This is a genomic window from Lacunimicrobium album, from assembly GCF_052161635.1.
GTDB lineage: Bacteria > Planctomycetota > Planctomycetia > Planctomycetales > Planctomycetaceae > SXPC01.
The window spans coordinates 5327254-5352484 of record NZ_CP197413.1 but is presented as its reverse complement, the minus strand read 5'-3'; the positions used below and the strand labels follow the sequence as shown (position 1 = coordinate 5352484).

Sequence of the window (25231 nt, the reverse complement as noted above, 5' to 3'; positions counted from 1 at the left end):
CAGGAAATCAAGGCTTGAGAGGAGCAGACGGGAGTGACTGAAGGCCGATGGAATTGACCGTGATCACTTCATAAGTCGCTTCTGTGCCATGAGTTGTGAGCTTGTAGCGAAGCTCCTTTAATGGTTGAGTGGGGGTGTCACTGTAGTTGATAACCTGGAAGACCTTCCGACCAAAATTGCCGGTGTGCTTTTCGGGAACTTGGGCGATCTGCTTGCCGTCCTGGTAGATTAAGAAGTGTGAAATGCCCGATTCCAGGTCCGCCTCGGCGGTCCAGGAGAGAATATTTTCGGTCAGTTTCAGGTCGGCTGGAGCAGGCGGAGGGGTGGCATCAGAGACGTTTGCGTCAGTGACATACTCGGAGTAGGCCTTCGCAACTGTTTCGTTAGGCAGCCAGACTGACGTACGCGTGTCGCCCGAGAAAAGTGTTTCTGGCATCGTCTGTGCGTCCAGCAGACGCGCGACCCATGACTGCTCAGCCGGCATTGGCTTGAGTGCTTCGCCGGGATTTTCCGGAAGACGGGCTGTTAAGATCGCGTCGAACCAGGGGATGGCAAGGTAGCGGGTATTGCCAGCTTCGTGGCTTCCCTTCGGGTCGACGGCAACGCCGATGAGACCGCCGCGGCTTCGGGCGACTTCGAAGAAGAGTTTCTGAGACGGCCAGACCATCTTGAACATGTCGCCTTCGAACGTGATGCCTTCTCTTGTTCCCAGGTTACACATGATCGGGACAGTCAAGGCAGCGTCTGGCAGATTAAGAGGAGACTCTTCTGTGGGCTTGAGCAGCATTTTCGGTGCGCCGGAACGTAACCAGGCGCAGGCGAAACGATCCGGATGAAGAATCAGCATGGTCCCTGTCCAGACAGCGCCGCCCGAGTGCCCCCAGATGGCCCAGGGAACGGTTCTCAGCTCAGCATGGCCGGTCTTCTCGGCAAGTTCGTCGATGGCCTGGAGAAACCGGTCGCCAGAGCCGTTTCGCGGGTCGCACCAGAGCTGGCAGGCTTCTTTTTCGGGTTGTTGATAGGCCGGGCCAAGTAAAGCGCAATGGTGCTTTTTCGCAAGCGTCTGATAATGAAGGTCAAAAGCCGCTGTCTGACCAGCAATGCAGGCCCCTTCGCCACAGCCGTGCTGATGAACAATGATGCCACGGATTTTCTCCACGCCGGGTGGCAGCCAGATCGTGTAACTCGAGGGGAAGCGGAGTTCCCCTGCGTTCGTCGAGCCTTCGTATTGAACGCGATAATAAGGAGGTTCTGCGGGCGGGAGAGGCGGGTAGCCGGCGAAGGCGGTTGAGCAGATCAAGGCAGCTAAGCAAAAAGTGAGGCGTGCGAGCATGGGCGGGCTTTCGCAATAGTGGATGCTTATAAGTTTAGCTGCTCACCCACAAAGACCAAGCCATAATCATTAAGGACACCACCAAAAGGCCCGATCGCGTCTCTGGCGATTTGGGTAGCGACTCCGCCTGTCTCGTTTCATCCTGCCTTTCAGGGATGATGCGATGCTCATTATTGAGTCAAGACAGAGACATCGTGATCGAACTGAAATAAGCTCTCAGCCCCCCTCCTCCTTTATCGAATGTAAGGCTCCAGTTCTGGCATCAGGACCCGAAGTTCACGCGCGACGATCGAGCCAACCAGTTTTGAGCCATTTGCATTGAGGTGTGTGATATCAGGAACCCCTTTTTCAGGTGGTGGGCCGATGCCGTCGCACGCATCCTTGCCAAATTTTTCGTAGAGCTGGATGGAGAGTTCGTGCAGATCGATCAACGGGACATCTTTCTCTTTCGCCACAGCGATCGTTGCTTCGACGTACTCAGTGAGGTTTGAATTGATCTTCTTTCCACTTGGATCCCAGATGCGTCGAGACATCGATGTGATTAAAACAGGCTTGGCTCCGATCTGTTTGGCTTCATCAACATAACGGGCGAGATTATCGCGGAAGGCTGTTTTGGCGTCTGCGGCACGATCTGGCCCCTTATCGAACTGGTCGTTGTGGCCGAACTGGATGAGAACAATCGCCGGTTTCTTGGAAAGAACCTTCTCCCAGCGTCCTTCGTCACGGTAGCTCTTGCTGCTGCGTCCGCCTGCTGCCAGATTGAGACAGGTCGCATTTCCTTTGAGGCAGTTGGCAAATCCGAGTCCCCATCCGAAATCGTCTGTTACAGTCGAGTCGCCGACAAGAATAATCTCAGGAGACTCTTGAGCTTGAATGCTGGTAACAGCAGCGGTGAAAAGAATCAGAGACAGCAGCGCAATCACAGAGCACTTCATGACAACATCCTGGTTAGAATTTGGATCTTATCGCTGATCATTCAATGGATTGGCCCTTTCACTTTCTTATTGTAGATATTGACGTATTTCAAACGCTGAATTCTCAAGTCGATCAAATTCAAATGTTTTCTTGGCAGACCTGTTCAGGTGAATCATGAATTCCGGCCCGATGTGTCTTGCAGTGACGTTTCTGTTGATTGGCGTGGGCTTCGCCTGGCCGGGATTATTGTGGGCATGGCCGGATCCTTCGTTTGGCGCGAAGTCTGTTTTTACACTCAACCTGTTCGCGCTGACGGCGTACCTGGGGCTGTCGCATTTTGTGTATGCGTTTTACGGGCAGTTCGGTTCGCTGTGGAAACGACAGGGACTAGTACGAATCCTGGCGTTCATTGCCATAGTCGCAATATTTTTTCCTCTACTGCGAGTCACTCGTGACCAAATGGGCTGGCGTATCTTCGATGGGCTGGTCTGGTCCTACTTCATCGCCCACTTCATCAAAGCTGAACTATTTATCGCAAAGACCGTTCACGGGCCTGATTTACGCCTGATGAGCAAGGATGTCCGCAACGTCTTCCTGATACCACTGTTTTCGTTCGTTTATTTGTCGCTGGCGCTTCTGGCGCGAGAATTCTGGGTCGATCGACAACTCGAACTCTTTTTCCTGGGAGTTCTCGTCACCATCATATGCTTCGCGATGGGAGCAGCCCGAGACCTGTTCGATCCGACACGCTGGCCTTACATGCTTACTGCTGCGTTTCTGATTGGCGAAGGTTTTGTGTGGGGACGCTTCGGCCCTTTCATGGACGACATGTTCGCAGACGGCGTCTACGGCGTTCACGTCGCCGCTGCCAGTTTCTTTCACTATGCCCGTTCGTATGAGATCTCGATGAGACTGCCCCATCGTGGCTGGCTGCTCACGTCTTTCGGGATTCTCGCCGTCAACCTGACGACCGTCGCGATCGGCCAGTATCTCGGACACGTCACTCATCCTTTCGTCCTGACAATCATCTTCTCCCCCGCGTTTTTCACAACCTGGGTCGCGCTGCATCTGATTGCGAGCGATTTGTTCCCGTTGTTCAAGCGAACGAGGAAACCGGAGTTTTCCCAGACAGTCGAAAGAAGCGAGAAGATGGCCGAAAGTATTCCAGTTTCGGCCGGGTAAGGGCGAGTGTGCAAGGTTGCACTGAAGTGCGAATACTGAGATTGATTGTGCTCCAATCTCCAATTTACAAAAGACAATGCAGCCAAAAAGAAAGCAGGCAGCGTTCGCTGCCTGCTTTACTCAATCTTCAGTCTGCAAAAAAATCTTACAGATACATATTAATCAGATTCTCCAGATACTCCTGGCGTCCTGACTTGTTCGCATCTGATTCGCCCTTGTCGAGCATGTATTTCTCAAGGGATTCAAACGTCGAAGAACCGTCTTCAATTGTCTTGCCGACGCCGGCATCGAAGCTGGAGTAACGGTCGGCCACGAACTTGTCGAGGATGCCGTCCTTGCGAATGGCAGCGGCGATCTTGGTCCCGCGGGCGAAGGCGTCCATGCCGCCGACGTGGGCGTGGAACAGGTCGATCGGCTCGAAGGACTCACGACGGACCTTGGCGTCGAAGTTGACTCCGCCTGGCTTGATCCCACCCTGCTTGAGGATGACAAGCATGATCTGGGTTGTCAGGTAAATGTCGGTCGGGAACTGGTCGGTATCCCAGCCGAGGAGCAGGTCGCCGGTGTTGGCGTCGATGGATCCCAGCGACCCCTGGATGCGGGAGGCTTCGAGTTCGTGCATCATCGTGTGGCCAGCCAGAGTCGCGTGGTTGGTTTCAATGTTGAGCTTCACGATGCCTTCCAGGCCGTTGGCGCGGATGAAGTTCATGCACGTGTTGGCGTCGTAATCGTACTGGTGTTTGGTTGGCTCTTTGGGTTTTGGCTCGAAGAGGAACTGACCGTGGAAGCCGATCTTCTTGGCGTAATCATGAGCCATGTGCATGAAGCGGGCGAGGTGATCAAGTTCACGTTTCATGTCGGTATTGAAGAGGTTGTGATACCCTTCGCGACCGCCCCAGAAGACATAATTCTCGCCGCCGAGTTCGTGAGTCACTTCGATCGCTTTTTTGACCTGAGCAGCCGCGTAGGCATAAACGTCAGCATTGCAGCTGGTAGCAGCCCCGTGCATGAAGCGAGGATTGGAGAAGAGGTTCGCTGTTCCCCACAGGAGCTTGATCCCGGTCCGCTTTTGAGCCTCTTTGAGCTTGGCGGTTACCTTGTCGAGGATCTGATTGGTCTCTTTGAGAGAAGCGCCTTCGGGTGCGATGTCGCGATCATGGAAGCAGTAGAATTCGACACCCAGTTTCTCCATGAACTCGAAGGCAACATCAACGCGTTTGAGAGTGTTGTCCATCGAATCCGTGCCATCGCACCACGGCCTGACCATGGTAGGAGCGCCGAAGGGATCAGAACCATTGCCACGGAAGGTGTGCCAGTAGGCGACAGAGAAACGAAGGAGATCCTTCATCTTCTGGCCTTCAACGACTTCCTCCGGGTTATAATGCCGAAACGCGAGCGGATTGCGGCTTTGAGGGCCTTCGTACTGGATTTTGGAGATTTCAGGGAAAAAGGCCATGGGATGCTTCCTTAGAAATATTGCGGATGAATTGTATTTGAATGCTTGTTGATGCGTTCTGTTTTTGGCAGTGTAATCATGGTGGGACTGGGAAGCTAGAAATGGAAAGGGGCGAGACAAAAAAAGAACTGCATTTGCTGGTCAAAAAGACTAAAATCTGGTAGACTGTTAGCTTGGTTTTTAGGTGTCTGAGATATTTTGCCGGATATCCGCATCAAGTTAGATCAAGGTTACGGTGGCGAGCCCTGTTTCAGGTGAGTTCCGCCGGGACCGTTTAGGAAAATGAGTTCGAAACATGGCCCGAAAGACACTTCTAGATCGACGTCGCGAAGCAGAAGCTGCCGAAAAGTTACCGGCAGAAGCCAAGGTCAAAAAGACCGTGAAGCGGAAGGCCAAGCGACGTACCAAGGCTGCCAGCCTGGAACGTAAACGCATGGTTTGGGTGATCTTCAGCGGTGCGCTCAAAGAAGAAGGTCGCTTCAATTACGACCAGAAGGACGAAGCTCTCGAGAAACTCGAACTGCTCCGTTCCAAGTCGAAGAAGCTGTATTTCCTTCAGCCCGTCAAAGAAGTGATCGGCCAGGAAGCTCCGAAGTCGAAGGTCGTCATCGAAGACGATGAAGAACTGACCGACGAAGTCGCAGGTGATGAAGAAGCCGGCGATGAAGAAGTCGAAGTCGAACTGGAAGTCGAAGAAGACGACGCTTTCGATGACGATGCCGACGCCGATGATGCTGGCGAAGAAGACTTCGCAGACGATGATGAGTAATTCCTCCGCAGAGGAATGATTGACGTTCCCAACCGATCCCGCTAGTTTTAAGCGGGATCTTTTTATGCGCCGTATTATGCAGCGCAGATCGTTATGATTCGTAGCGACCGCAGGAATAACAGACGTTCCGAGTCGCCAACGATCTCCGTTCGGCAGAAACAGGGCTTCCTGGTCAAAGTGGATGACAGGATGCTGCCGGTTGGGAGAACAAGGGGATGGCGGGACACTCCAGTCGGAATTAGCCGACGTCCTGTCAGATTCGATCCATCAATTTCGATCTATCGAAATAGCCAGGCGAGTCGCTATGTGCTCGAAGGCCGCTGATGCTCCTCTTGGGTAAGTCGTCGCAGGGATGCAATTGGGTAACGAATCGATGAAGACGGTCACAAACACCCGGATTATCATCCTGATTGGCTGCTTAGCGGTGTTTCTGGTGCTGTTGACCGCTAGTTCCTACCAGCGACTGCGTCAGATCGAGAAAGCCCGTGCCTCGGCGCGCGAAACGAACAATCTCGTTCACAAGTTCGAGCAGCTTTACTCCGTCATCGTCGATGCGGAAACTGGACAACGCGGCTTCCTGATCGCGGGCGAAGACGACTACCTTCAGCCCTTCATCGAGTCGACCAACGAAATGGCGACCCGAAGAGCCGAGATCGAGAACGTCGTTGAAAATCATCCAGAATACAGCGACGAATTCCAAAAGCTGTTCGAACTCATCGACAGCAAAATGAGCGAGTTGAAACGCACGATCGATGTCGCTCGTCAGGACGGACTCGAAGCCGGTCGAAACATCGTCAATACGCAAGAAGGCCTGCGTCTGATGCAGGCGATTCGCGGGCAGACGCGAACTCTCAACAGCGCGCTTGATAAAGTCTATTCGAGTCGAGTCCAGGCGCTCAACAACAGCTTCCAGCGCGCCCGAGTCGAGATGGTCATCGCTGCTGTTCTCGGCCTGACGGCCTGTGCATTGGTGCTCCCGCTGGTCGTCCGCGAACTTAGAGGACGCCAGCGCGCCACCGAGTTGATTCGCCAGGAGCAGGAGAATCTCCGCGTCACTCTCGAAAGTATCGGCGACGGCGTCATCGCGACCAATGACCGTGGCGAAGTCACGATGCTCAACCCTGTGGCGCAACAACTGACCGGGTGGACGCTCGAAGAAGCGTTGGGGCAGCAGTCGACTGTCGTCTTCAATATCGTCAATGAAGAAACGGGTGCCGTCGTCGAGAGCCCGGTCACGCGCGTCTTGCGAGAAGGCGTCATCGTTGGCCTGGCCAATCACACCGTCCTCATCGCCAAAGACGGCTCGCGACGCCCGATTTCCGATAGCGGTGCCCCGATCCGTCGTGCAGATAAGATCGTCGGCGCGATCATGGTCTTCCGCGATATGAGCGAACAACGCGATGCGGAAAAGGACTACGAACAATACGTCGCCCAGATTCAATCCGAACGACTGCGCCTGCGATCCGTCATCGAAGCCATGCCCGTCGGCGTGATACTCGCCGATGCTGATGGCAAACTGACTCACCTGAACAGCGAACTCAAGAAAATCTGGGGCGACTCAACTCCCCTCTCGTCAACATTCGAGCATTATCAGGACTGGAAAGGCTGGTGGCCCAAAACAGGCGAACTCATCAAAGGTGAAGAGTGGGCCATGAGCCGGGCATTAAAGAACGGCGAAATCGTCCGCCCCGAAGAAGTCCTCATCGAAACATTCGATGGTCAGAAAAAAACAATCCTCAACTCCGCTTCTCCGATCTTCGATATCGAGGGAAACCTCGTCGGCGGTGTCGTCGCTGAAGTCGATATCACCGAGCAGGCCCAGATTCGTGCCTCACTGGCGGATGCTCAATCGCGTCTGGAATCGATGCTCGAAATCGGCGAGATCGGAACCTGGGACTGGAACATCCAGTCAAATCGAGTCTACGCGGATCAGAATCTCGCGCGAATGTTCCGCGTCGCAGCCGAGCAGGCTCAAGGCGGTTCGCTCGAATCGTATGTCGATGCCGTTCACCCGGATGATCGCGAACTGCTCAATCAGGTCATTAGCGAAGCCGTCAAAGCCGGCGATGTCTTCAGTGCAGAATATCGCCTGACAGATGATGATGGCGAAGTCCGCTGGATCACAGCTCGAGCGCGAATCGAGCGCGATGAACAGGGACGTCCTGTGAATATGCCGGGCGTCGTTATTGACGTCACCGAGCGACGCCTGCTCGAAGACAACCTGCGCAAACTCGCCAGCGACCTCTCGATTGCTGACCAGCGCAAGAACGACTTCATCGCCACCCTGGCTCATGAACTTCGTAACCCGCTGGCTCCGATCCGCACCGGGATTGAGACTCTCAAATGGCAGAGCCAGGATGCAGGAGCCAATCAGGTCATTGAGACGATGGAGCGCCAGGTCAGACAGATGGTTCGCCTGATCGAAGACCTCCTCGACATCTCCCGCATCACCCGTGGCAGCCTGTCACTTCGTCAGCAGCCGAGTGAATTGAGCGAGATCTTGAACAATGCCATCGAGTCCACTCGCCCCCATTTCGAAGACCGCAGTCAGGAGTTCTTCGTCGAACTCCCCCGAGAAGAAGTCTGCGTCAACGCCGATGCTGCCCGACTCACCCAGGTCGTCGCGAACCTGCTGGATAATGCCGCCAAGTATACACCTCATGGCGGGAAAATCTGGCTCAAAGCGTTCGAAGAAGATGGTCGCCTCGTCATCTCCGTCAAAGACAACGGCTTCGGCATCTCTCCGGAAATGCAGGATCACATTTTCCAGATGTTCGGGCAGGTCAAACGCTCGCTGGAAGAGGGTTATTCAGGCTTGGGGATCGGGCTGACGCTCGTCAAAACGATCGTCGAAATGCACGATGGCACGATCGATGTCCTCAGCGAAGGCGTCAACAAGGGAAGCGAATTTCGCGTCACGATGCCGACCTGTGATCTTCCCGAGATCCCGACGATCAAACCACTGCAGTTCGACGAGATCCAGGAATCGACACGTCAACTCCGTGTCCTCGTCGTCGATGACAACCGTGCCGCTGCGAAAATGCTGAAAGTGATCATCGAGAAACTCGGACATCAGGTCGAACTGGCACACGACGGCGTTGATGGCATCGAGAAAGCCCATCAGTGGAGTCCACACTTTATCCTGATGGATATCGGGATGCCCAAGATGAACGGGTACGAAGCCACTCGGCGTATCCATGCAACGGACTGGGGCAAAGACATTGTCATCGCCGCTCTTTCCGGTTGGGGCCATGAGGACGATAAACGACGTACCCAGGAAGCGGGCTTCGATTATCACCTCGTCAAACCAGCGGAAATCACAGTCCTCAACGAGATCCTGCTGAAAGTCGCGACCGAGAATCCAGACGCAGCCGTTATCCAGCGAAGAGAAGCCATGCCCTCAACCTCTCCCAATGAAAAAGCCCCGACAGCCGTGGATGATCCTCTGCTGAAGTCAGACGTCCCGCCAGAATCTGTCAGAAAACTGGCTCATGATATCAAGACTCCGTTGTCTATTATCACGATGGGAATCGAACTCCTGAAGCAGAATCCCGACCTGAGCGAAGATCAGAAGATGGTCTACGAAATGATCGAGGGAGATGGCGTGAAGCCACTGGAGACATTGATCGCAGAAATGATCGAGTATTTGAAGAAGCTGTCCAGTAAATAGCAAACACGGCGTTGGGTGCACTGCTGGCTTGGCGCGATCCTGTTCGGCAAAACCAAGCTGTCGGCCAGTCTTACTTTCTCCGTCCTGAAAGGACGATTTCTGTCAGCCCAGGACACGTCCTGGGTTTCGACATGACAGAGTTTCTCCGCCCTGTAGGGGCGGCTCATCGTTGATTACAGAATTGACCGCGCCCCTACAGGGCGGAATGCCTCCTGTGACACCGTTTCCCAGGATTTCATCCTGGGCTGACAGAAATCGTCCCTTCAGGACGGAAACCGGGATGCTCTCAAGGAAACTTTGAAACACATCACTTGAGGCTCGGCTCCACGTCGAAGAGGATTAAGCCAGCCAGCAATTCCAACCGGCGACGCCGCTGCGGAAATTACAACGCTCACCGCTCGTTGCAAAATTGCTGCTGCACAATCACGTTCAGCGTGATAAAAAGAGTCTCTCACCCATTCCTGCGCGCCCGTTTTGTTGCTTCTTTAAGGAGCACGTCCGATGACCCTGTCTGAATTTCAACGTTTTGTGCATGAGCACGAAGCGTGGTTCATGGGGCATGCGCATGAGTCGTACTTCACGATCGATCGTGTCGAAAAAAACCTCGGGGTGCGGTTCCCTGCCAGTTTTCGCTGGTTGCTGGGCCAATATGGCTACTGGCGATCAACCGGGGTCGCCGCGTTGTCGGTCATCGAACAAATGACAAGCTCGCGACGCCCTGCTCTCCCCTCTCATTATGTCGTCCTCGCGACACCGAGCGCTTTCTTCTTCGACCAGTTCCATGGTCGCGCCACGAATTCTGACGATGAACGCAAACTCGGATCGGTCGTCTTGAAGCTCAATGAAACCACCGGCAGTGATGATGATGTCGCTGTTTACTGGGTACGCGGTCCCGAAGAAAAATTGAACGGTCAGGCAGGAGCAATGGCGACTGGACGCGTTGTCAGGTTCAAGAATTTCGCCGAGTACGTTGCTTCGTACTGCCGCTACCAGCAAACTCACGCGACAACCGCCCGAGTCGCGAATCCTCGTGGCTGGACGGCCGATATCGGACACAGCTATACGCTCGAAGAGATCCAGGGAAACCTGTCTCACCTGTTGAAACTGCTGACCGAAGTCATCGTCTGCTTCGAACATCACCTGACCAAACCTCTCAGACGAGCCATGTCGGCCAACGGATCCGCAGCAGAGGTAGCCTTCACACCTTCACCTTCCACAGTGCCCCATCCCCCAGTTGGCAAAATGACAGTTGAAGAAGGTCTCTTCGCGATCCAGCAGTATCGGACTTACGAGCTGACAAAATCGATCACTCATGTTGTCCACCATCGCGATGTTGACTCCGAGTCTCTCGATGAAGAGAAAATCGTCTCCATCGGCAACTCGCCCAGACCACCCGTTGCCTGGCCCGTCATCGCTCGAAGTTCCTCGACCTGGAGCGTGCCGGAAGAAACTCGTCATCTGCATCATGGCCGCCTCTATCTCTTCCCGGTCGATCCGACAAAGGCGCCCTCCCCCGCTCTGCCTCCGATGGAACACTGGGTCATGCTTGTCAAAGACGATGCCTGCCAGTTGACCTACCTGATGTGCTGGCTGGCCGATGGCACTCATCGCTTTGATCGCCAGGTCAGTCAGTTGGGACCTTGTGCCTATACGAAGCGTCTGTATCGAGTCTTGACCTCGCAGGACTTCTACTGCGAACTCGAAGACCTCGTCATCATGCCCAGCAGTTACCACGGCGCGAAAGCCTCGGCCTGACAGACAAGACCAGCAATGACGACAGCATCTGCAGTACTATCTCGACTTGATCCTCCGCTGTGGATCGTGACATCGGGAACGATCCACGAACCTGCTGGACTGGTCGCCACGTTCGTCACGCAGGCTTCATTGGACCGAGAAAACCCGAGGTTTCTCGTCGGTTTAGCAAAGCCACACCATACCTGCCAGACGATCGCCAAATGCAACGCGCTCGTTCTCCATCTGCTGGAAGACTCCGAGCGTGAGCTTGTCTTTCGCTTCGCAAGTCGCCACGGATTCAATGGCGTGAACCGCGATAAATTTCATGGTCTGAGCATCAAACCGAGTCAACATGGCGTCCCGAGACTGGTTAACGCCATGGCTGCCCTGGAGTGTCATCTCGTCAAAACATACGAGACGCCAGATCGTTCGCTATTCCTCGTCGAAGTTGATGCAGCATTCGACAGCGGTTCAACTCAGCAACCGTTGAACTGGTCACGCTACGCAGCGACATCCACCCCAGCCGAGTTGCAGTTATTGGGAACACTACTGCACGAAGACACCATCCGAGACAACAAGATGATCGCAAATGCTTCGTAGGGTCCGCTGTGCGGACCGTCAAACGGGCAGCAGTCCTGAATTGCATGAACAGTTACAAACAATTTGTCTCAACCGACGATCGTGCGTTTGACAGTCCGCACAGCGGCCCCTACACAAACCCCCGCACGCATAAAAATGGCCTCTGGTCAAAGGAACCAGAGGCCATCACAACACCACACGTTCAATGATTTGTCCGGTGGGCGAAGCGGGACAAAGTCGCCCACCTATCTGTGCTTAGTAGCCGTAGCTGTAGCCGCCACCATATCCGCCGCCGTAGCCATTTCCGCCGCCTTCGGAGACAGCACCTGATTCACAGCTCAGGTTGAATTGGCTGTCGCAGGTATCGTATTCGTCGCCATACAGCGAGCCGACGATGCGACCTTTGTATCCAGTGACGCCAGAGTAGTAGAAGCTCTGGTTGACCGATCCGACAGCCGACCCGACGTCTTCGAGTTCCTGGTTGACACCGTAAGAGATTTCGGTCAGTCCAACGACCATGCCGATGACACAGATCGTCGCAACGAGGACAAGTTCAGCAGAGATGATGAAACCGGCTTCGTCATTCTTCAGGGCACAGAGAGTTTGAGTGAAAGTAGCAATCATGGTGATGTTCCTTAATAATTGGGAATTGGTAATTAGTAATTAGCCGATCCAAAGAAAGAAGTTGACTTGAGTACGTTTGTTAAACATTGAGCGGCGAGCAGGAATGAATTGGTGAGGAATCTGCCTTAGTTCCGGCTAATTACCAATTACTAATTCCTAATTACGATCACCGCCTTCGGCGGAATCAACCTTCTGGTTCAGCAGTGGCGTTGCAGCTGATATCGCAGCTGTCGTCGCCGTCGTCTGACTGATCGCCGTAAGCAGAGCCGAAGTAGAAGCCCTTCTTGCCGGTTGTTCCGTTATAGCGGTAGGTCTGGTTGATGCTTCCGAAAGCCGATCCGACGTCTTCGAGTTCCTGATTGATGTTGAAAGCCACTTCGGTCAGGCCGACAAGCATACCCATGACGCAGATGGTGGCGATGAGGACAAGTTCCGCAGAGACAATGAAACCGTTTTCGTCGTTGATCAGTTGAGCGAAGAGAGCGTTTGAGTTAGCCATGGGTGTCGTTCCTTTGAAGAGTGACTCAGTGTGTGTGTTGGTGTGTTGTGGAAACGTGTGTGTTTCGATGAGAAGGATGTAAAGCGATGGGCATGCCAAAGGTCCTTGGCGCGCTCCGTCGGGTTTACAAAAACTCTCAATCAGAATTCCTTAACACGTTGGCACGACAGTCTTTATATTTTCCGACACTGTGTAATATTTCCTCTACACTGCCCATGAGCCCCATTTTCACCGATGTTGACAATTAGCAACGCCGTTTTCAGCGGACAACAACACAAGGCACTTAAAGCCTTTTGCAGTATTTACTTAAAGCCGCGCAACCTGGCGCAGGCATCATGTTGCGTCTAGTCAACGCAAAGCCCCTGCGGGAACACCGATTCTGGGGGTCGTAACGGTTGTGTCGATTTCGGGAAACACGGAGCTTGGCGCGAGCCTGAGGCGGACTTGGAGTGTCTTTCCAAAGAGAGATTGAGGAAAGCCAAGGTTCTTAAAAGAGGCGGTCGAAAAATAGTCGTGGATTCTTGACGGACGAAGACATTGTGTCATAATGCGATTTCGGCGTACGGAGCCCGATCAGGGAAACGTCGTCACAAGCGGGCGTAGCTCAGTTGGTAGAGCATCACGTTGCCAACGTGATTGTCGAGGGTTCGAGTCCCTTCGCCCGCTCTTTTTTATTGGTGGTTTTGAGAAAGTTAGCCCCGTTTGCAGGCCGACTCCTTAAGACCCGGCAGGCTCGAACCTCAGCAGGAGCAGGAAAGCGTCAAGCAGATTGCAAGTCGATCTGCACAGGCGGTATCAATCCAAGCCTTAACATGGCAGGCCTCTCATGCTGGAGGCGCGATCATCGAATCGGCAGCAACTCTCTCGCAGGACGCCAGATAATTTGCGGGATGCAAACCGGGCTTGCCATTTCTTTGCTTTGGCAGTTTTCAACAACCGTTTTGATCGAGTCAACAGGTCGTCCAGAAATACGATTCGGGTCGTTCCCATAACGACGGTTTTTCTAAGCGAAGTCACTGTTCAATACGACACGGTTGAATACGATACAGTTATTAATACGACATAGTCACCGGGATAACCAGACATGACTCAAGAACAGACGCTGGACGAGGCAACAACAACTGACGAGGAGGCCCTCGGCGGTCTGAACCTGAAAGTCAATGTTGAGCAAGTCGGTCCTTGCAAACAACACATCACCGTCACCATCGACGGCCAGGACATCGCTGATTACCGCTCAAAGACGATCGAGAACTACACGTCTCGCGCCGAGCTGCCTGGCTTCCGCGCCGGTAAAGTCCCGACTCGAATCATCGAGAAACGCTTCGAAAAAGAAATTCAAAACCAACTGAAGCACGACCTGCTCGTTCAAAGCCTCGAGCAAGTCATTCGCGACAACAAGATCGACGCCATCAGCGAGCCAAGCCTGGACATCGAGACTCTCGATCTGCCAGAACAAGGCGACATGGAATACGAATTCGACGTCGAAGTCCGCCCGTCGTTCGAACTGCTCGAATATAAAGGTCTGGAAATCAACCGCCAGACGCGCGAAATCAACGACGAAGAAGTCAACAGCTACCTCGATCGCCTCCGCGAACAACACGGCACTCTGCAACCAGTCGAAGAGCCAGCCCAGGCCGGCGACTATGTTGTTGTCGACGTCAAGTTCTACTTCGGCGAGAAGCTGGTCCGCGAAATGAGCGAACTGACCGTCCGCCTGCGACCAGTCGTCCGCTTCCAGGATGCAGAACTGGCTGGCTTCGATGAGCTGATGAAGGGCGCCAAAGCCGACGACGTCCGCGAGACGACGATCCCGATTTCGACCGAATCCGACGTCATCGAAATGCGTGGCGAAACTGTCAAGGCTGTCTTTACGGTTCTCGACGTCAAACGTGCCCATCTCAAGCCGCTCGATGAAGACTTCCTGGAGATGTACAACGTCCCCAGCGTCGAAGACATCAAGGGCAAGATCCGCGAAATGCTCGAACGTCAGGTTGGCTATGAGCAACGCCAGTCCACCCGCGATCAGGTTCTCGAAAAGCTCGCTGAGTCAGCCAGCTGGGATCTCCCAGAAGGCCTCGTCCGCAGCCAGATGGAAAACGCACTGCGTCGCGAAATGCTCGAGATGAGCCAGTCGGGCTTCTCTCAGAAAGACATCGCCGCTCGCGAAAACGAAATCCGTCAACGCAGCTTGACCATCACACGTCAAGCCCTCAAGCAGCACTTCATCCTCGACAAGATCGCAGCGACGGAAAACATCGAGCCGACTCCGGAAGATCTCGAACGCGAAATTCAGATGATGGCTTACCAGCGTGGCGAAAGCCCACGTCAGGTTCGTGCCCGTCTGATCAAGAGCGGCATGATCGAAAACCTGAGTGCCCAGATCCGCGAACGACTGGCTGTTGACCTGATTCTGGACAACGCCAAATTCAACGACACCCCAGCTAAGCCAGCCGACATCGATCGCGTCGAAGCCATCAGCAAAACGATCTGCGTCCCGACCAAGGATCAACGCGCTTCGTTCGAAGAAGAGACCGAAGAAGGCGACGAATAAGATTCTCGCTCCACAAAATCAAAAGGCCTCACGATTTCGTGAGGCCTTTTTTTGCGCGCGTAGGGTCCGCTGTGCGGACCGTCAATCGATGACCAACATCGCTCGGCTACTTGCCAGGACCGACTCACACATTCACTTTGCCAGCAGTTCATTTCGCTTCCGTAAGCTCATTGACGGTCCGCACAGCGGACCCTACACACTGCAATGTCGACGACGTCACATTGACGCAAAACCCGGCGGGATTTTTTTTCTGGCGGATGACTTGTCCCTGAACACTTCTCCTCACTCGCCTGACAGCCTATTCTTATGATGTCGAAAGGGCACCGACTCAACCACCAGGGATGGACATCAATGGTTGAAGGTCACACGTCGCCGTTTTGTAACAGACATTGAATCGAACACTGCCACTCGAAGTTAGATGGAACGCACCATGGAAATGTTCAACCATCGCCCGAACGAAAGCTTCCTGCGACATCAGGACACGTACAACCAGTCACGCGACTATCAGCGTCAGCGTCAAATGGGCATCGGCGACTTGCTGCTGGAAAACCGCATCATCTTTCTGGACGGCCCCATTCATGACGCCAGCGCCAACCTGATCGTCATGAAACTTCTTTACCTGCAGTCGGAAAACCGTCACCAGGACATCCACCTCTACATCAACTCACCCGGTGGATCGGTCACAGCGACACTTGCGATCTATGACACGATGCAGTTCCTCGAACCAGCGGTCGCGACCTACTGCGTCGGTCTGGCTGCCAGTGGTGGCGCGATCCTCCTGGCCGGCGGTGCCCGAGGCAAGCGATACTGCCTGCCGAACTCCAAGGTCATGATTCACCAGCCATACGGCCAAGTCGGCGGCCAGGTTTCTGACATCGAAATCCAGGCCAACGAAATCATCTACACCCGCGAACTGCTCAACACGATTCTCCAGCAACACACTGGCCAGCCGATTGAGCGTATCGCCAAAGACACGGAACGCGACCGCTATCTGACAGCGATGCAGGCCAAAGAGTACGGCATCGTTGACGAAGTGGTGCAGCATAAGAAGAAGTTCGTCGAAACCGACATCAAGTCCGATCAAAAGGCGACCTGATCAGCGACGGACACGTTGAGTACTCCTTCTTTTACTTTGCATCAACGCTCATTCAGATAAAGGTTTTCCATGTCGACTCTCATTCCGTATGTCATCGAAAAATCGGGCCGCGAAGAGCGGGCGATGGATATTTACAGTCGTCTCCTCAAAGACCGCATCATCTTCCTGGGGACGCAGGTCAACGACACGATGGCCAACGCCCTGGTCGCTCAGCTGCTGTACCTGCAGTTCGAAGACCCCAAGGCAGATATCCATATGTACATTAACTCGCCAGGCGGTTCGATCTCCGCCGGGATGGCGATTTATGACACGATGCAGTTCATCACCTGCGACGTTGCGACCTATTGCATCGGCCAGGCCGCTTCCATGGGCGCTGTCCTCCTGACAGCAGGCGCACCCGGCAAGCGATACGCACTGCCCAACGCCCGCATCATGATCCACCAGCCTCTGGCCGGCATGGAAGGAACCGCGACCGAGCTGGAAATCCACGCTCGCGAAGTTCTCAAAGTGAAGCGTCGCATGAACGAGATCATGACCAAGCACACCGGCAAGTCGATCGACGACATCGAGAAAGACACCGACCGCGACAACTTCATGACCGCCGACGAAGCCAAGGGTTATGGAATCGTCGACAAGGTCCTCGAAAAATTCGACCTGCCGATCAAGTCTGAGTAATCCGTAGTAGGGTGCCGGTGAGTCTTCGAACCGCACCAATTGTGGGTTCGAGCAGTGAATTAACTTTGAAAGCGTATTTGGTGCGGTTCGCAAAGCCTCACCATCACCCTACAAATTCTTCTCTGCGTGCTCTGCACTCCTCTGTGATCTCTGCGTTCCAGTCTCGCTTAAAAGATGTCATCTCGACAGCCACCAATGATCGACGTATCATGGTGGCTGTTTTCATGCGCGTCGGAACGTCGCGCAATGCCCGTATTGACGTCAAGGATGACGAGCGATGGCTGGCTGGTTACGACTACTGATTGTGATGATCCTCCTGCCGGGCTGCGGCAGTCGCGGACATCAGGAACTGCTGGAATCGCGTTTGCGCGCCCAAGAAGAACAGCTGGCGATGCTTGAAACTCAACTGAGCACCAACCTCCAGGAACTCGCCTACGCCCGCAAGGAGAATCAGACTTTGCAGGAACGCCTGGATGCTAGCTCGCCCGGATCGACTGCTTTCGTCTCTGCTCAATCCCGTGTCGAAAAGATTGTCATCGATCCTCTTTACACAGGCCTGAATCGAGTCAACAACAAGCGGACGTTAGTTCTCTTTTTCACTCCGCAGGACGGCCTGGAAAAGCCGGTCAAGCTGCCGGGGGATGTGACAATCCAGCTCCGTCGTGCTGATCAGTCTGAGTCGTCACCCCCCCTTGAGCAATGGGATCTGACCTCTCAATCCTGTATCAAGTATTGGCAGGACGGGTTCATAAAATCCGGCTTCCTCTTCCAGGTTGAGCCAACAACAGACCTTTCCCAGATGGATCAGATCTCTCTGAAACTCCTTTTTGCAACCAGCCCCAGCCAGGTCCTGGAAGCGAAGCTGCTCGTCAAAACGAACACCGCCACCGAGTCATTCCCGGGTGGACTCTCAGCCCAGACGACGACGCCAAACCCCAAGACCGCCGTCGTCGACTCGGCGACTGCGGAAAGCGAAGCCGGAACCGCCAAAGTCGAACCTGCCAGTTTCAAAACTGAGTCGAACAGCAGCATGCCGGAATGGGCCAATATCCCCGGCGATCTCAAACCGGTCGAAGGCCAACCCAGACTCGAGCCACTGCCAGAAACAACCCGGGAGAAAAAGCCAACCGTGACTTCGGACAATTGGACCGACGAGTCGACCCCCGTCTGGCGGTAACACTGAAAAGAAGACTGGAACACACAGACAACAGAGGTGAGCAGAGCACGCAGAGAAAGAGTTCCAGGTTCAACACAACGTCACGAAGACGTCAGCAATTCTTGAACAGCAAAATCAGGAACGTTACTTTTCGACCACGACTCCTCTGAGCGATCCAGTCATTTTCCCATTTCTCAAATTGAACATCTGCTCAATTTGATCAGTGTGACTGTCGAGAAGACACTGCGTAAGGACCGACGAAGATGCGCCAGGCCATCTCGTCATGCGCAAATGAAGAAGACCTATCGGAGGTCTTTGTAGCTATCGATGCCCATGTAGATGACGATGCCCGCGCTCAGCAGAAACATCACATCCATCACGATGCTGGCACGGGAAAACGGGATGCCGATTGCAAGGTCGGCAATGGTCATCAGCGCAATCAGTCCTGCGATCGCCATGGAGATGGTCAACAATTGTTTGATCATGCCAAGTCCGATTCCCATCATGCTGTCACACTGGCTCGTCGTTCGGGGATCTGCCGTCACCAGACAACCCGCCGTCTGGCCATGGCGTGGCGTCTGAAAATGAGAAGACGACAGTGTTGATGATCGAGAGAGGAAAATCAATTCAAATCCGCCCTGTGATGATTCCACATCGGCAAGTCGGGTGAATCAATTCTGATTAGAGGGGACGAGGAAAAGATGTGTATTCACTTGTCCACACGACAAACCCCGTCGAGACCGACCGAGTCTGCCTGTCGCGTGTTATCGACTGAAGATTCCGAGAGCTTTGCTCCAGCGAGAACTGCCCCCATAGAATAAGCATTTCGCCTCAGCGTGTTAACCGATTCAAGGGTTAAACGCGTTCCAAACTGTGAAATAGCGGCAGGCTTACGGACCAGAGGTCAGCTCAATGACATGCCCGTCCGGATCTTCCAGGAAGAATTGCCACGCCCCATCCGGTCGCTGCTTGAGAGAATGCGCGATCTTTGCGCCTGGGTGCTGGCGAACAATCTCAAAAGCCTTGGGACAATCCTCAACCTGAAATGCCACGTGATGGGTCCGGCTCGATTGAAAACTCTCCGGCTTGAAAATCCCCGCCGGTCCTGATTTCTCATGCTCGAGAATCAGATGCACCAACGTCGGCCCCGCCTGAAACCACAACCCGCCAAAATCAAACGCCGGGCGTGGGACTTCCTCCATTCCCAACAGCTGTGCGTAAAACGCGCGCGATCGATCAAGGTCCTTAACGACGAACGTGACGTGATCGATAGTCTTGACGTTGAGCATGGTGGATCCGACATTTTCCTAATCCTGATTTGCCACAGAGGACACAGAGTTCACCGAGGAAAGCATGAGGAGGAGTGCATTTGATTTCCCAGAATCTTTCCGACTTGACCCAAGACCACATCGTTGTCGCTGAGCCGGCCTGAGAAGATTCCTCCTCTGAGACCTCTGTGTACTCTGTGGCTGAAGCTTCTCCTCTATGCCAACAGCGGTTCCGGCGCATGTCCCTCGACCCACCAGTTGGCACCATCGCGCTGAACGCGACGGTAAAGTGTATCCCGTTCGACCGGGTTGCGACCCGCTTCGCGGATCATTCGGTGCAACTGGGTGACGGTCAGCCCTTCTGGCGTTTTGGCTCCGGCGTCGTGGTAGATGATCTCGTGGACGACGGTCCCATCGACATCGTCTGCTCCAAAACTTAGCGCGGTCTGAGCGATCTGCTCGCCGAGCATGATCCAGTAGGCTTTGATATGGTCGAAGTTGTCGAGCATGATTCTCGACAGCGCGACCATCCTCAGGTCCATCTGACCTGTCGGCTTAGGAATGTAATCGAGTCCCGTGTGATCAGGGTGGAACGCGAGCGGGATGAACGTCTGAAATCCGCCGGTTTCATCCTGGAGTTCACGCAGGCGGTTCAGGTGATCCGCTCGGTGCCGGGCCGATTCGAGGTGGCCATAGAGCATGGTCGCATTCGAACGCAGTCCCATCTGGTGGGCAACGCGGTGGATGTCGAGCCATTTGCTCGAGTCGGCTTTATGTTCGCAAATCTGACTGCGGACTTCCTCATCAAAGATCTCAGCACCGCCCCCTGGCATGCTTCCCATCCCGGCATCGATCAGCTCTTTGAAAACCCACTCATACGGCTTTTTCGTCAGGTGAGAGAACCAGTGAATCTCGACCGGGGTCCAGGCCTTGATGTGGATCTTCGGATCGGATTCGCGAATGACACGGACAATGTTGACGTACCAGTCAAACTTCTTCTGGTGGTGCAGCCCGCCGACGACGTGGATCTCCGTCGCCCCCGCAGCGGTTGCTTCCGCGACCCGGGCACGAACCATGTCGTCTGTGAAGACATACGCCTTCTCACTTTTCAGATCCGAACGGAACGCGCAAAACCGACAGCGGTAGACACAGACGTTGGTCGGGTTCAGGTGGATGTTGGTGTTGTAGAAGGCGTCGTTGCCGTTTTTGCGTTCACGAATTTCGTTGGCCAGACGCCCAAGGGTCAACAGGTCAGCCTGCTCATCCAGGAAGATGCCTTCCTCGACAGAGACACGTTGGCCGCTTCGAATTTTTTCAGTGATCGTATTCAGCGTGGGATTCATACGTTTCAAATCGATCTCAAGAGCAGGTCGAGCGCACCGACGAGAAAGATGCCGATGCTCAGGACTGCGTTGGTATGAAAAAAGGCCAGGTTGACGCGGGACAGATCGTCTTCACGCACGAGTGTATGCTGGTAAACAAGCAGCCCCGCAAACAGGACCATACCCGCCATAAAGACTATACCGAAATCGCCGACGAACCAAAACAGGCCTAAACAGGCCAGCATCAGAAAATGGCTCGCCATCGAGATCCGCAACGCGCTGGGAACCCCCAATCGGGTGGGGATACTGAACAGGCCGGCTTGCTTGTCGTACTCGTAGTCCTGGCAGGCGTACAGGATGTCGAACCCGCCGACCCAGAAAAAGATAACAGCCGACAGAATCACCGGCGGCCAGGCGAGGCTTCCCATGATCGCGATCCAGGCCGCGATCGGCGACAGCATCAATGCCGCCGCCAGCCAATAGTGACACCACATGCTGAAGCGTTTGATGTACGAATAGCTGAGCAGGAAAAGCAGAACTGGAACCGAAAGAATCAACGGCCAGCGGTTGGGCAGAAAGAGCAGCGTACTCGCAATGAAGCCAGCCGAGCAGAGAACCAGAAATAAGGTCACTTGCCCGACAGACAGTATACCGGCCGGAATGTGACGCCCTTGGGTGCGAGGATTGTCGGCATCGTACTTCCGATCGACCAGGCGGTTGAACGCCATCGCCGCGGAGCGGGCACAGACCATTGCGACCAGAATGCCAACCAGTTCCTGCCAGCGAAACGATCCACGTTGATACCACGCCAGGATCGCCGACAGCAGCGCGAACGGCAACGCGAAGACCGTGTGCGAAAACCTCACCAGACTCAGAAAGTGTCCGACGAGGGAGGTCTTCTTTTCAACGGGTGGAACTGCGGCTGTGGTCACGGATACGGTCTGGGTTAGAGGAGTCTCGCGAACCCCGGCGGGGTGCTCACGTTTGAGTTTAGTGGATCGAAAGATCGGCGCGAACTGTCAACTCGATCGCGAGAGCCAGCTCGCGGCTGTCTCTACTAACCGCGAAACAGTCGAGTTCGATAACACTGGAGACGTGCATTCCGTGTGTGGCACGGCTGCGCCACATGTCGAGCCTGTCAATTCATGGGTGCCACTGGCTGTGCCAGTGTTCTGCAGCTCAAGTGGTCCTCAATCTTTGGAAGCCAGCAACATTCTTTACCGCCGACTCCGGCATCCGACTGTCCAGTTTATAACACTGTCGATCAGCATTCGGCACTGGCACAGCCAGTGGCACCCTGCAACTACGGTGCTTCCGGGGCAGGTGTCGCAGGGGCGGATCCAACCGGGGTCGAAATGACTGGAGCCGATGTCGAGTCCTTTGGAATGGTCAGGATCGCGCCTTCTTTCATCAGGTGCTCAATCCAGCGGGCGACGGACTTCTCACGCAGTGCTTTTGAGTCCTCGGCTCGGTACTCATAGTTCTTACCCGTGAGGTTCTTCAGCTGATCGATGACCAGGTGACGCACCGCGACGTTTTCATGCCCCAGAAGTTCGATGAGCTGACGAGACGTGATCGAGCTGGACGCTTCCTGTTTCGAGACACCCCAGAGAAGGCGGTAGACAATGTCGGCTGTCCCTTCAGGGAAGTAGTCCGCAAGGTCTTCCTTCAGCTCGAGTCGATTGACAATGTTCTCATTCATCCACAATCGCAGGCAGCCGATGGCATCTTCTCTGGCTTCCTGGTGAGTGCCGTTGGCGAGTATGTTGACGAGTTCCCGTGTGTTCCGAGTCAGTCCCAGGGTCAATGTTGCGTACTCTGACATCCGAGCGTCGCGATCAGTCGCGATGCCGGTGAGAGTGTTCGTCGCATCGGTGTTGGGAGTGAAGGAGCGGAAGTAGCGAGTCGCGTAGCTACGCTGTGTCTGAGTGCGTCGATCGATACTTTCATCGACCCAGCTTCCGTCAGCCACCAGTCCGAGCATGTTGCCCACGACCTGCGACAAGCTCGGCTTGTCGGCACCTTCCCAAGTCTTGATGACCGAGGTTCCCCCCTCAATGATCGCGACCGGCTCATCGCCGGACAGGACTCGCACCTTACCGCTCTTGAGGATCACCCGCGCATAATAGCCGACGCCTCGGAAGTCTTCTTCGAATGAAACAGGCGAGCGGGGAACCATCTCCACGCCGCAGACCGTGCCCGGCTCGATCAGCTCGATCGTCCAATTATCCTTCTGCATCGCGATGCCGATGCGAACCGGCTTCGATGGTTTGTCCGCTTCCGCCGTTCCCTTGTGAGAGAAAATCAGCCGGCCTTGTGTGAGTGTCATCGAGAGGGAAGTCTGGTCCGCAGTCCCATTCAAGGTCAGAAGGGACGCACCATCGAGGGTGACTCCGGCGAGCGGATCGGGACCAACCAACTCCGCGCGGAATGGTTTCGGAACCGCGATCATCTGACCTTCCTGCAGAACGGCTCCAGCGGGCATGACCTGCCACACTGGGGATCCATCGATATTCATCTGGCAGAGGAGTAACTCCTCGCTGGAGACGAAGGTGTATCGGGCTAGTGGACGGTTCGGGTCAGCCGGCGGGCTTTCCGGAACACCAGGAGGTATGGTCGGAGCGGGCGTTTCGATTTTCGGAGCCGCCATATTCGGATCGTTCATCGCGACGGCAGGGCCAGTCGATGTCGAGGGGACAGAAATGACATTGGTCATCTCGACGGTGGTTGATGTTCCAGGAACAGAAAGCGGCGTCTCGACGATCGCGACAGGGGTCATGTCGGCGACACTCGAAGCCTTCGGATCGGTGGCGACGATGGTGGAGGTTGGTTCCTTCGGGGGAGGAAGAACGGGAGCAGGCTTCTTGTCACCTGTCGCAGGAGCAGCCGCTTCGCCTGGCTGATCGTTACTGGCGAGCGTCGTGGTGTTCTTTTTGAACCAGTCGAGCGCCGGATCGCCAGCAATGGAGGCGACCCAGATCAACAGCAACGCCGCGACGCCCAGCCCGATCAGGACGTTGCCCCGGTTGTTCGACTTCTTCAAATACTGAGGGACCTCGTGGGGTCCGGTGTCGATCGGATCGCCCAGCAGTTCCGCCATCCGGTAAAAGCCACTACCAGCCCCGATCGCTTCCAGTTCTGATGCGGAGGGGCGTTTGGCGGACGAGACTGGCACTGCTGCCGCTGCTGCAGGTTGACTGGCACCGGCTGTCGGAGCAGGGACTGCTTTGGGAACCTTCGAGTCGACCAGCGCGTACATTTTGTTTCGGGTCTGTTCCGAGACGTGAGCCGGGTTGCCCAGAACAAGCGTCAGGATCTGGTGACAGGAAGCCACCTCTGCAAGAACCTCATCCGACTCCAGGGCCCGCTTCTCGACGTTGGCGATCTTCTCACTGGGAAGCGTGTTGTCGAGGTACTGAGAAATGGCATTGGCGTCCGAGAACTCATCGCGAGTATCTACAGCAGGCGCCAGCACTCGTCGCTTACGGATAACTTCTTTCAAGCGGGCCATCAGCGACTTGGCGACATTACTCTCATCAACCTTCGCCCCGATCTCGCGCGTCTGATCGGGCCCCAACACGTCATCCAGATACGCCAGCAGTGTTCGCAGTGTCAATCGCATGGTCAGTCTTCCCCGTTGTGTTCACAAAATCCGACGAGGGATTAGTGGGGAAGTGACTGCCGGTTTCGTACGAGATTTTAAAGTTTTTACGGAGAAGATCGATTTTCGAGTCCGTTGATCAGCCCTGATAGCATACGGGCAATTTCTTCAAGTTGCTCTTTAAGCTGACGATGGAGATGCTCGTCAATGAGGTTTCGCCGAAAGGCGAGTTCAAGTAAAGGGACGCATTCCTGGACTGATCCACGCGCGATACCGAAGAAGTTCCTTCGATCAGCTTTGGTGAATCGACCATTTCCCTCTGCGATATTGGCTGCGATTGAAAGCGAATCGCGATTGAGCTGGTTAACAAGAAAGCCGTAACCGCGATTGAACTGCTCTGTTTTAGCACAAATTTCGTCAGCGAAGTCGATCGACTTCTGGTAGACGAGCAGTTTCTCGAAAGCAAATGCCATGAGAGCATCAAGAAGGAAAGGAGAGAGTAGAAAGTAGACCGTGGAGAGATCGTCAGCTAACTGCAGGTCGTCTCCGCCGCTCTACTTTCTACTTACTCTGCTCTCCACTCTACTTTTGGTGGAACCAAAAGTCGGGGCGACACGATTTGAACGTGCGACTTCCTGCTCCCAAAGCAGGCGCTCTAGCCAAGCTGAGCTACGCCCCGTCGTTGTCTGCGTATCCTAGACGGTCTTTTTGACCTCGTCAATCGAACGTGGCTAGTACGAACAAAGTTTGTCGTTTTGTCTGAAAATCAGCCTACGACAGATTGACGTTTCACGTGGAACG

21 protein-coding genes and 2 tRNA genes are annotated in these 25231 nt (G+C 54.6%); 11 read left to right on the top strand and 12 right to left on the bottom strand.

The features are described from left to right. Positions 1-7 precede the first annotated feature (7 nt). Together SH248x_RS21505 and SH248x_RS21500 are read right to left on the bottom strand one after the other, a co-directional pair. The gene (locus SH248x_RS21505; RefSeq protein WP_459556385.1) at positions 8-1333 is read right to left on the bottom strand and encodes an alpha/beta hydrolase family protein; all 1326 of its coding nucleotides are present in this window, start codon (positions 1331-1333) and stop codon (positions 8-10) included. Between the two features lie 233 nt (positions 1334-1566). Next, positions 1567-2268 (bottom strand): rhamnogalacturonan acetylesterase, encoded by a 702-nt coding sequence (locus SH248x_RS21500; protein ID WP_459556384.1) that lies wholly within the window; start codon positions 2266-2268, stop codon positions 1567-1569. 154 nt (positions 2269-2422) lie between these two features. Here SH248x_RS21500 and SH248x_RS21495 point away from each other — a divergent pair, with 154 nt between their 5' ends. Next, a complete protein-coding gene (locus tag SH248x_RS21495; RefSeq protein ID WP_459556383.1) occupies positions 2423-3430 on the top strand; it encodes a hypothetical protein in 1008 nt (335 codons plus the stop codon). A 145-nt stretch (positions 3431-3575) separates the two neighbouring features. Here the strand turns inward: SH248x_RS21495 and xylA are convergent, their stop codons facing one another. Then, positions 3576-4886 carry a xylose isomerase gene (gene xylA, locus SH248x_RS21490; protein WP_459556382.1) on the bottom strand — a complete coding sequence of 437 codons (1311 nt, stop codon included), beginning with the start codon at positions 4884-4886 and terminating at the stop codon, positions 3576-3578. Positions 4887-5181: 295 nt separating this feature from the next. Here xylA and SH248x_RS21485 point away from each other — a divergent pair, with 295 nt between their 5' ends. From SH248x_RS21485 to SH248x_RS21470, 4 genes are all read left to right on the top strand, one after another. Next, a complete protein-coding gene (locus SH248x_RS21485; protein WP_459556381.1) occupies positions 5182-5655 on the top strand; it encodes a hypothetical protein in 474 nt (157 codons plus the stop codon). A 373-nt stretch (positions 5656-6028) separates the two neighbouring features. Beyond that, positions 6029-9325 carry a PAS domain S-box protein gene (locus SH248x_RS21480; RefSeq protein WP_459556380.1) on the top strand — a complete coding sequence of 1099 codons (3297 nt, stop codon included), beginning with the start codon at positions 6029-6031 and terminating at the stop codon, positions 9323-9325. A gap of 501 nt (positions 9326-9826) precedes the next feature. Beyond that, positions 9827-11080, top strand: a complete 1254-nt coding sequence (locus tag SH248x_RS21475) for an SMI1/KNR4 family protein (RefSeq protein WP_459556379.1) — start codon at positions 9827-9829, stop codon at positions 11078-11080. Between the two features lie 15 nt (positions 11081-11095). Beyond that, a complete protein-coding gene (locus tag SH248x_RS21470) occupies positions 11096-11659 on the top strand; it encodes a flavin reductase family protein (protein WP_459556378.1) in 564 nt (187 codons plus the stop codon). Positions 11660-11893: 234 nt separating this feature from the next. Here SH248x_RS21470 and SH248x_RS21465 read toward each other — a convergent pair whose 3' ends face one another. Both SH248x_RS21465 and SH248x_RS21460 read right to left on the bottom strand, forming a co-directional pair. Then, positions 11894-12262: a branched-chain amino acid aminotransferase gene (locus SH248x_RS21465; RefSeq protein ID WP_459556377.1), complete on the bottom strand. Its 369-nt coding sequence runs from the start codon at positions 12260-12262 to the stop codon at positions 11894-11896. Positions 12263-12446: 184 nt separating this feature from the next. Next, on the bottom strand, positions 12447-12761 hold the full coding sequence (locus tag SH248x_RS21460) for a branched-chain amino acid aminotransferase (protein ID WP_459556376.1): 315 nt from the start codon (positions 12759-12761) through the stop codon (positions 12447-12449). Between the two features lie 593 nt (positions 12762-13354). On the opposite strand from SH248x_RS21460, the gene SH248x_RS21455 reads away from it, so the two are divergent. The 6 genes from SH248x_RS21455 (at position 13355) to SH248x_RS21430 (ending at position 18260) form a co-directional block, all read left to right on the top strand. Next, positions 13355-13427, top strand: a tRNA-Gly gene (locus tag SH248x_RS21455). 418 nt (positions 13428-13845) lie between these two features. Next, on the top strand, positions 13846-15312 hold the full coding sequence (gene tig / locus SH248x_RS21450; RefSeq protein ID WP_459556375.1) for a trigger factor: 1467 nt from the start codon (positions 13846-13848) through the stop codon (positions 15310-15312). A gap of 436 nt (positions 15313-15748) precedes the next feature. Continuing rightward, positions 15749-16408 (top strand): ClpP family protease, encoded by a 660-nt coding sequence (locus SH248x_RS21445; protein ID WP_459558632.1) that lies wholly within the window; start codon positions 15749-15751, stop codon positions 16406-16408. A 69-nt stretch (positions 16409-16477) separates the two neighbouring features. Beyond that, on the top strand, positions 16478-17083 hold the full coding sequence (gene clpP / locus SH248x_RS21440) for an ATP-dependent Clp protease proteolytic subunit (protein ID WP_459556374.1): 606 nt from the start codon (positions 16478-16480) through the stop codon (positions 17081-17083). A gap of 143 nt (positions 17084-17226) precedes the next feature. Next, on the top strand, positions 17227-17385 hold the full coding sequence (locus SH248x_RS21435; RefSeq protein WP_459556373.1) for a hypothetical protein: 159 nt from the start codon (positions 17227-17229) through the stop codon (positions 17383-17385). Next, on the top strand, positions 17361-18260 hold the full coding sequence (locus SH248x_RS21430; RefSeq protein ID WP_459556372.1) for a hypothetical protein: 900 nt from the start codon (positions 17361-17363) through the stop codon (positions 18258-18260). Before SH248x_RS21435 ends, SH248x_RS21430 begins: the two co-directional genes overlap by 25 nt. A gap of 281 nt (positions 18261-18541) precedes the next feature. On the opposite strand, the gene SH248x_RS21425 is transcribed toward SH248x_RS21430, so the two are convergent. The 7 genes from SH248x_RS21425 to SH248x_RS21395 form a co-directional block, all read right to left on the bottom strand. Further along, the gene (locus SH248x_RS21425) at positions 18542-18724 is read right to left on the bottom strand and encodes a hypothetical protein (RefSeq protein WP_459556371.1); all 183 of its coding nucleotides are present in this window, start codon (positions 18722-18724) and stop codon (positions 18542-18544) included. Between the two features lie 405 nt (positions 18725-19129). Then, positions 19130-19528: a VOC family protein gene (locus tag SH248x_RS21420; RefSeq protein ID WP_459556370.1), complete on the bottom strand. Its 399-nt coding sequence runs from the start codon at positions 19526-19528 to the stop codon at positions 19130-19132. 194 nt (positions 19529-19722) lie between these two features. Then, the gene (gene mqnE / locus SH248x_RS21415) at positions 19723-20850 is read right to left on the bottom strand and encodes an aminofutalosine synthase MqnE (protein ID WP_459556369.1); all 1128 of its coding nucleotides are present in this window, start codon (positions 20848-20850) and stop codon (positions 19723-19725) included. A gap of 5 nt (positions 20851-20855) precedes the next feature. Continuing rightward, positions 20856-21761: a 4-hydroxybenzoate octaprenyltransferase gene (locus SH248x_RS21410; protein WP_459556368.1), complete on the bottom strand. Its 906-nt coding sequence runs from the start codon at positions 21759-21761 to the stop codon at positions 20856-20858. A gap of 371 nt (positions 21762-22132) precedes the next feature. Next, positions 22133-24451 carry a hypothetical protein gene (locus SH248x_RS21405; protein ID WP_459556367.1) on the bottom strand — a complete coding sequence of 773 codons (2319 nt, stop codon included), beginning with the start codon at positions 24449-24451 and terminating at the stop codon, positions 22133-22135. Between the two features lie 86 nt (positions 24452-24537). After that, positions 24538-24903: a four helix bundle protein gene (locus tag SH248x_RS21400; RefSeq protein WP_459556366.1), complete on the bottom strand. Its 366-nt coding sequence runs from the start codon at positions 24901-24903 to the stop codon at positions 24538-24540. A 131-nt stretch (positions 24904-25034) separates the two neighbouring features. Continuing rightward, a tRNA-Pro gene (locus SH248x_RS21395) sits at positions 25035-25109 on the bottom strand. Positions 25110-25231 lie beyond the last annotated feature (122 nt).

What these genes read in the sequence shown, in the direction of transcription:
- SH248x_RS21505 (WP_459556385.1), bottom strand. Translation starts at nt 1,333, where the DNA reads ATGCTCGCACGCCTCACTTTTTGCTTAGCTGCCTTGATCTGCTCAACC.
- SH248x_RS21500 (WP_459556384.1), bottom strand. Translation starts at nt 2,268, where the DNA reads ATGAAGTGCTCTGTGATTGCGCTGCTGTCTCTGATTCTTTTCACCGCT.
- SH248x_RS21495 (WP_459556383.1), top strand. Translation starts at nt 2,423, where the DNA reads ATGAATTCCGGCCCGATGTGTCTTGCAGTGACGTTTCTGTTGATTGGC.
- xylA (WP_459556382.1), bottom strand. Translation starts at nt 4,886, where the DNA reads ATGGCCTTTTTCCCTGAAATCTCCAAAATCCAGTACGAAGGCCCTCAA.
- SH248x_RS21485 (WP_459556381.1), top strand. Translation starts at nt 5,182, where the DNA reads ATGGCCCGAAAGACACTTCTAGATCGACGTCGCGAAGCAGAAGCTGCC.
- SH248x_RS21480 (WP_459556380.1), top strand. Translation starts at nt 6,029, where the DNA reads ATGAAGACGGTCACAAACACCCGGATTATCATCCTGATTGGCTGCTTA.
- SH248x_RS21475 (WP_459556379.1), top strand. Translation starts at nt 9,827, where the DNA reads ATGACCCTGTCTGAATTTCAACGTTTTGTGCATGAGCACGAAGCGTGG.
- SH248x_RS21470 (WP_459556378.1), top strand. Translation starts at nt 11,096, where the DNA reads ATGACGACAGCATCTGCAGTACTATCTCGACTTGATCCTCCGCTGTGG.
- SH248x_RS21465 (WP_459556377.1), bottom strand. Translation starts at nt 12,262, where the DNA reads ATGATTGCTACTTTCACTCAAACTCTCTGTGCCCTGAAGAATGACGAA.
- SH248x_RS21460 (WP_459556376.1), bottom strand. Translation starts at nt 12,761, where the DNA reads ATGGCTAACTCAAACGCTCTCTTCGCTCAACTGATCAACGACGAAAAC.
- tig (WP_459556375.1), top strand. Translation starts at nt 13,846, where the DNA reads ATGACTCAAGAACAGACGCTGGACGAGGCAACAACAACTGACGAGGAG.
- SH248x_RS21445 (WP_459558632.1), top strand. Translation starts at nt 15,749, where the DNA reads ATGTTCAACCATCGCCCGAACGAAAGCTTCCTGCGACATCAGGACACG.
- clpP (WP_459556374.1), top strand. Translation starts at nt 16,478, where the DNA reads ATGTCGACTCTCATTCCGTATGTCATCGAAAAATCGGGCCGCGAAGAG.
- SH248x_RS21430 (WP_459556372.1), top strand. Translation starts at nt 17,361, where the DNA reads ATGGCTGGCTGGTTACGACTACTGATTGTGATGATCCTCCTGCCGGGC.
- SH248x_RS21425 (WP_459556371.1), bottom strand. Translation starts at nt 18,724, where the DNA reads ATGATCAAACAATTGTTGACCATCTCCATGGCGATCGCAGGACTGATT.
- SH248x_RS21420 (WP_459556370.1), bottom strand. Translation starts at nt 19,528, where the DNA reads ATGCTCAACGTCAAGACTATCGATCACGTCACGTTCGTCGTTAAGGAC.
- mqnE (WP_459556369.1), bottom strand. Translation starts at nt 20,850, where the DNA reads ATGAATCCCACGCTGAATACGATCACTGAAAAAATTCGAAGCGGCCAA.
- SH248x_RS21405 (WP_459556367.1), bottom strand. Translation starts at nt 24,451, where the DNA reads ATGCGATTGACACTGCGAACACTGCTGGCGTATCTGGATGACGTGTTG.
- SH248x_RS21400 (WP_459556366.1), bottom strand. Translation starts at nt 24,903, where the DNA reads ATGGCATTTGCTTTCGAGAAACTGCTCGTCTACCAGAAGTCGATCGAC.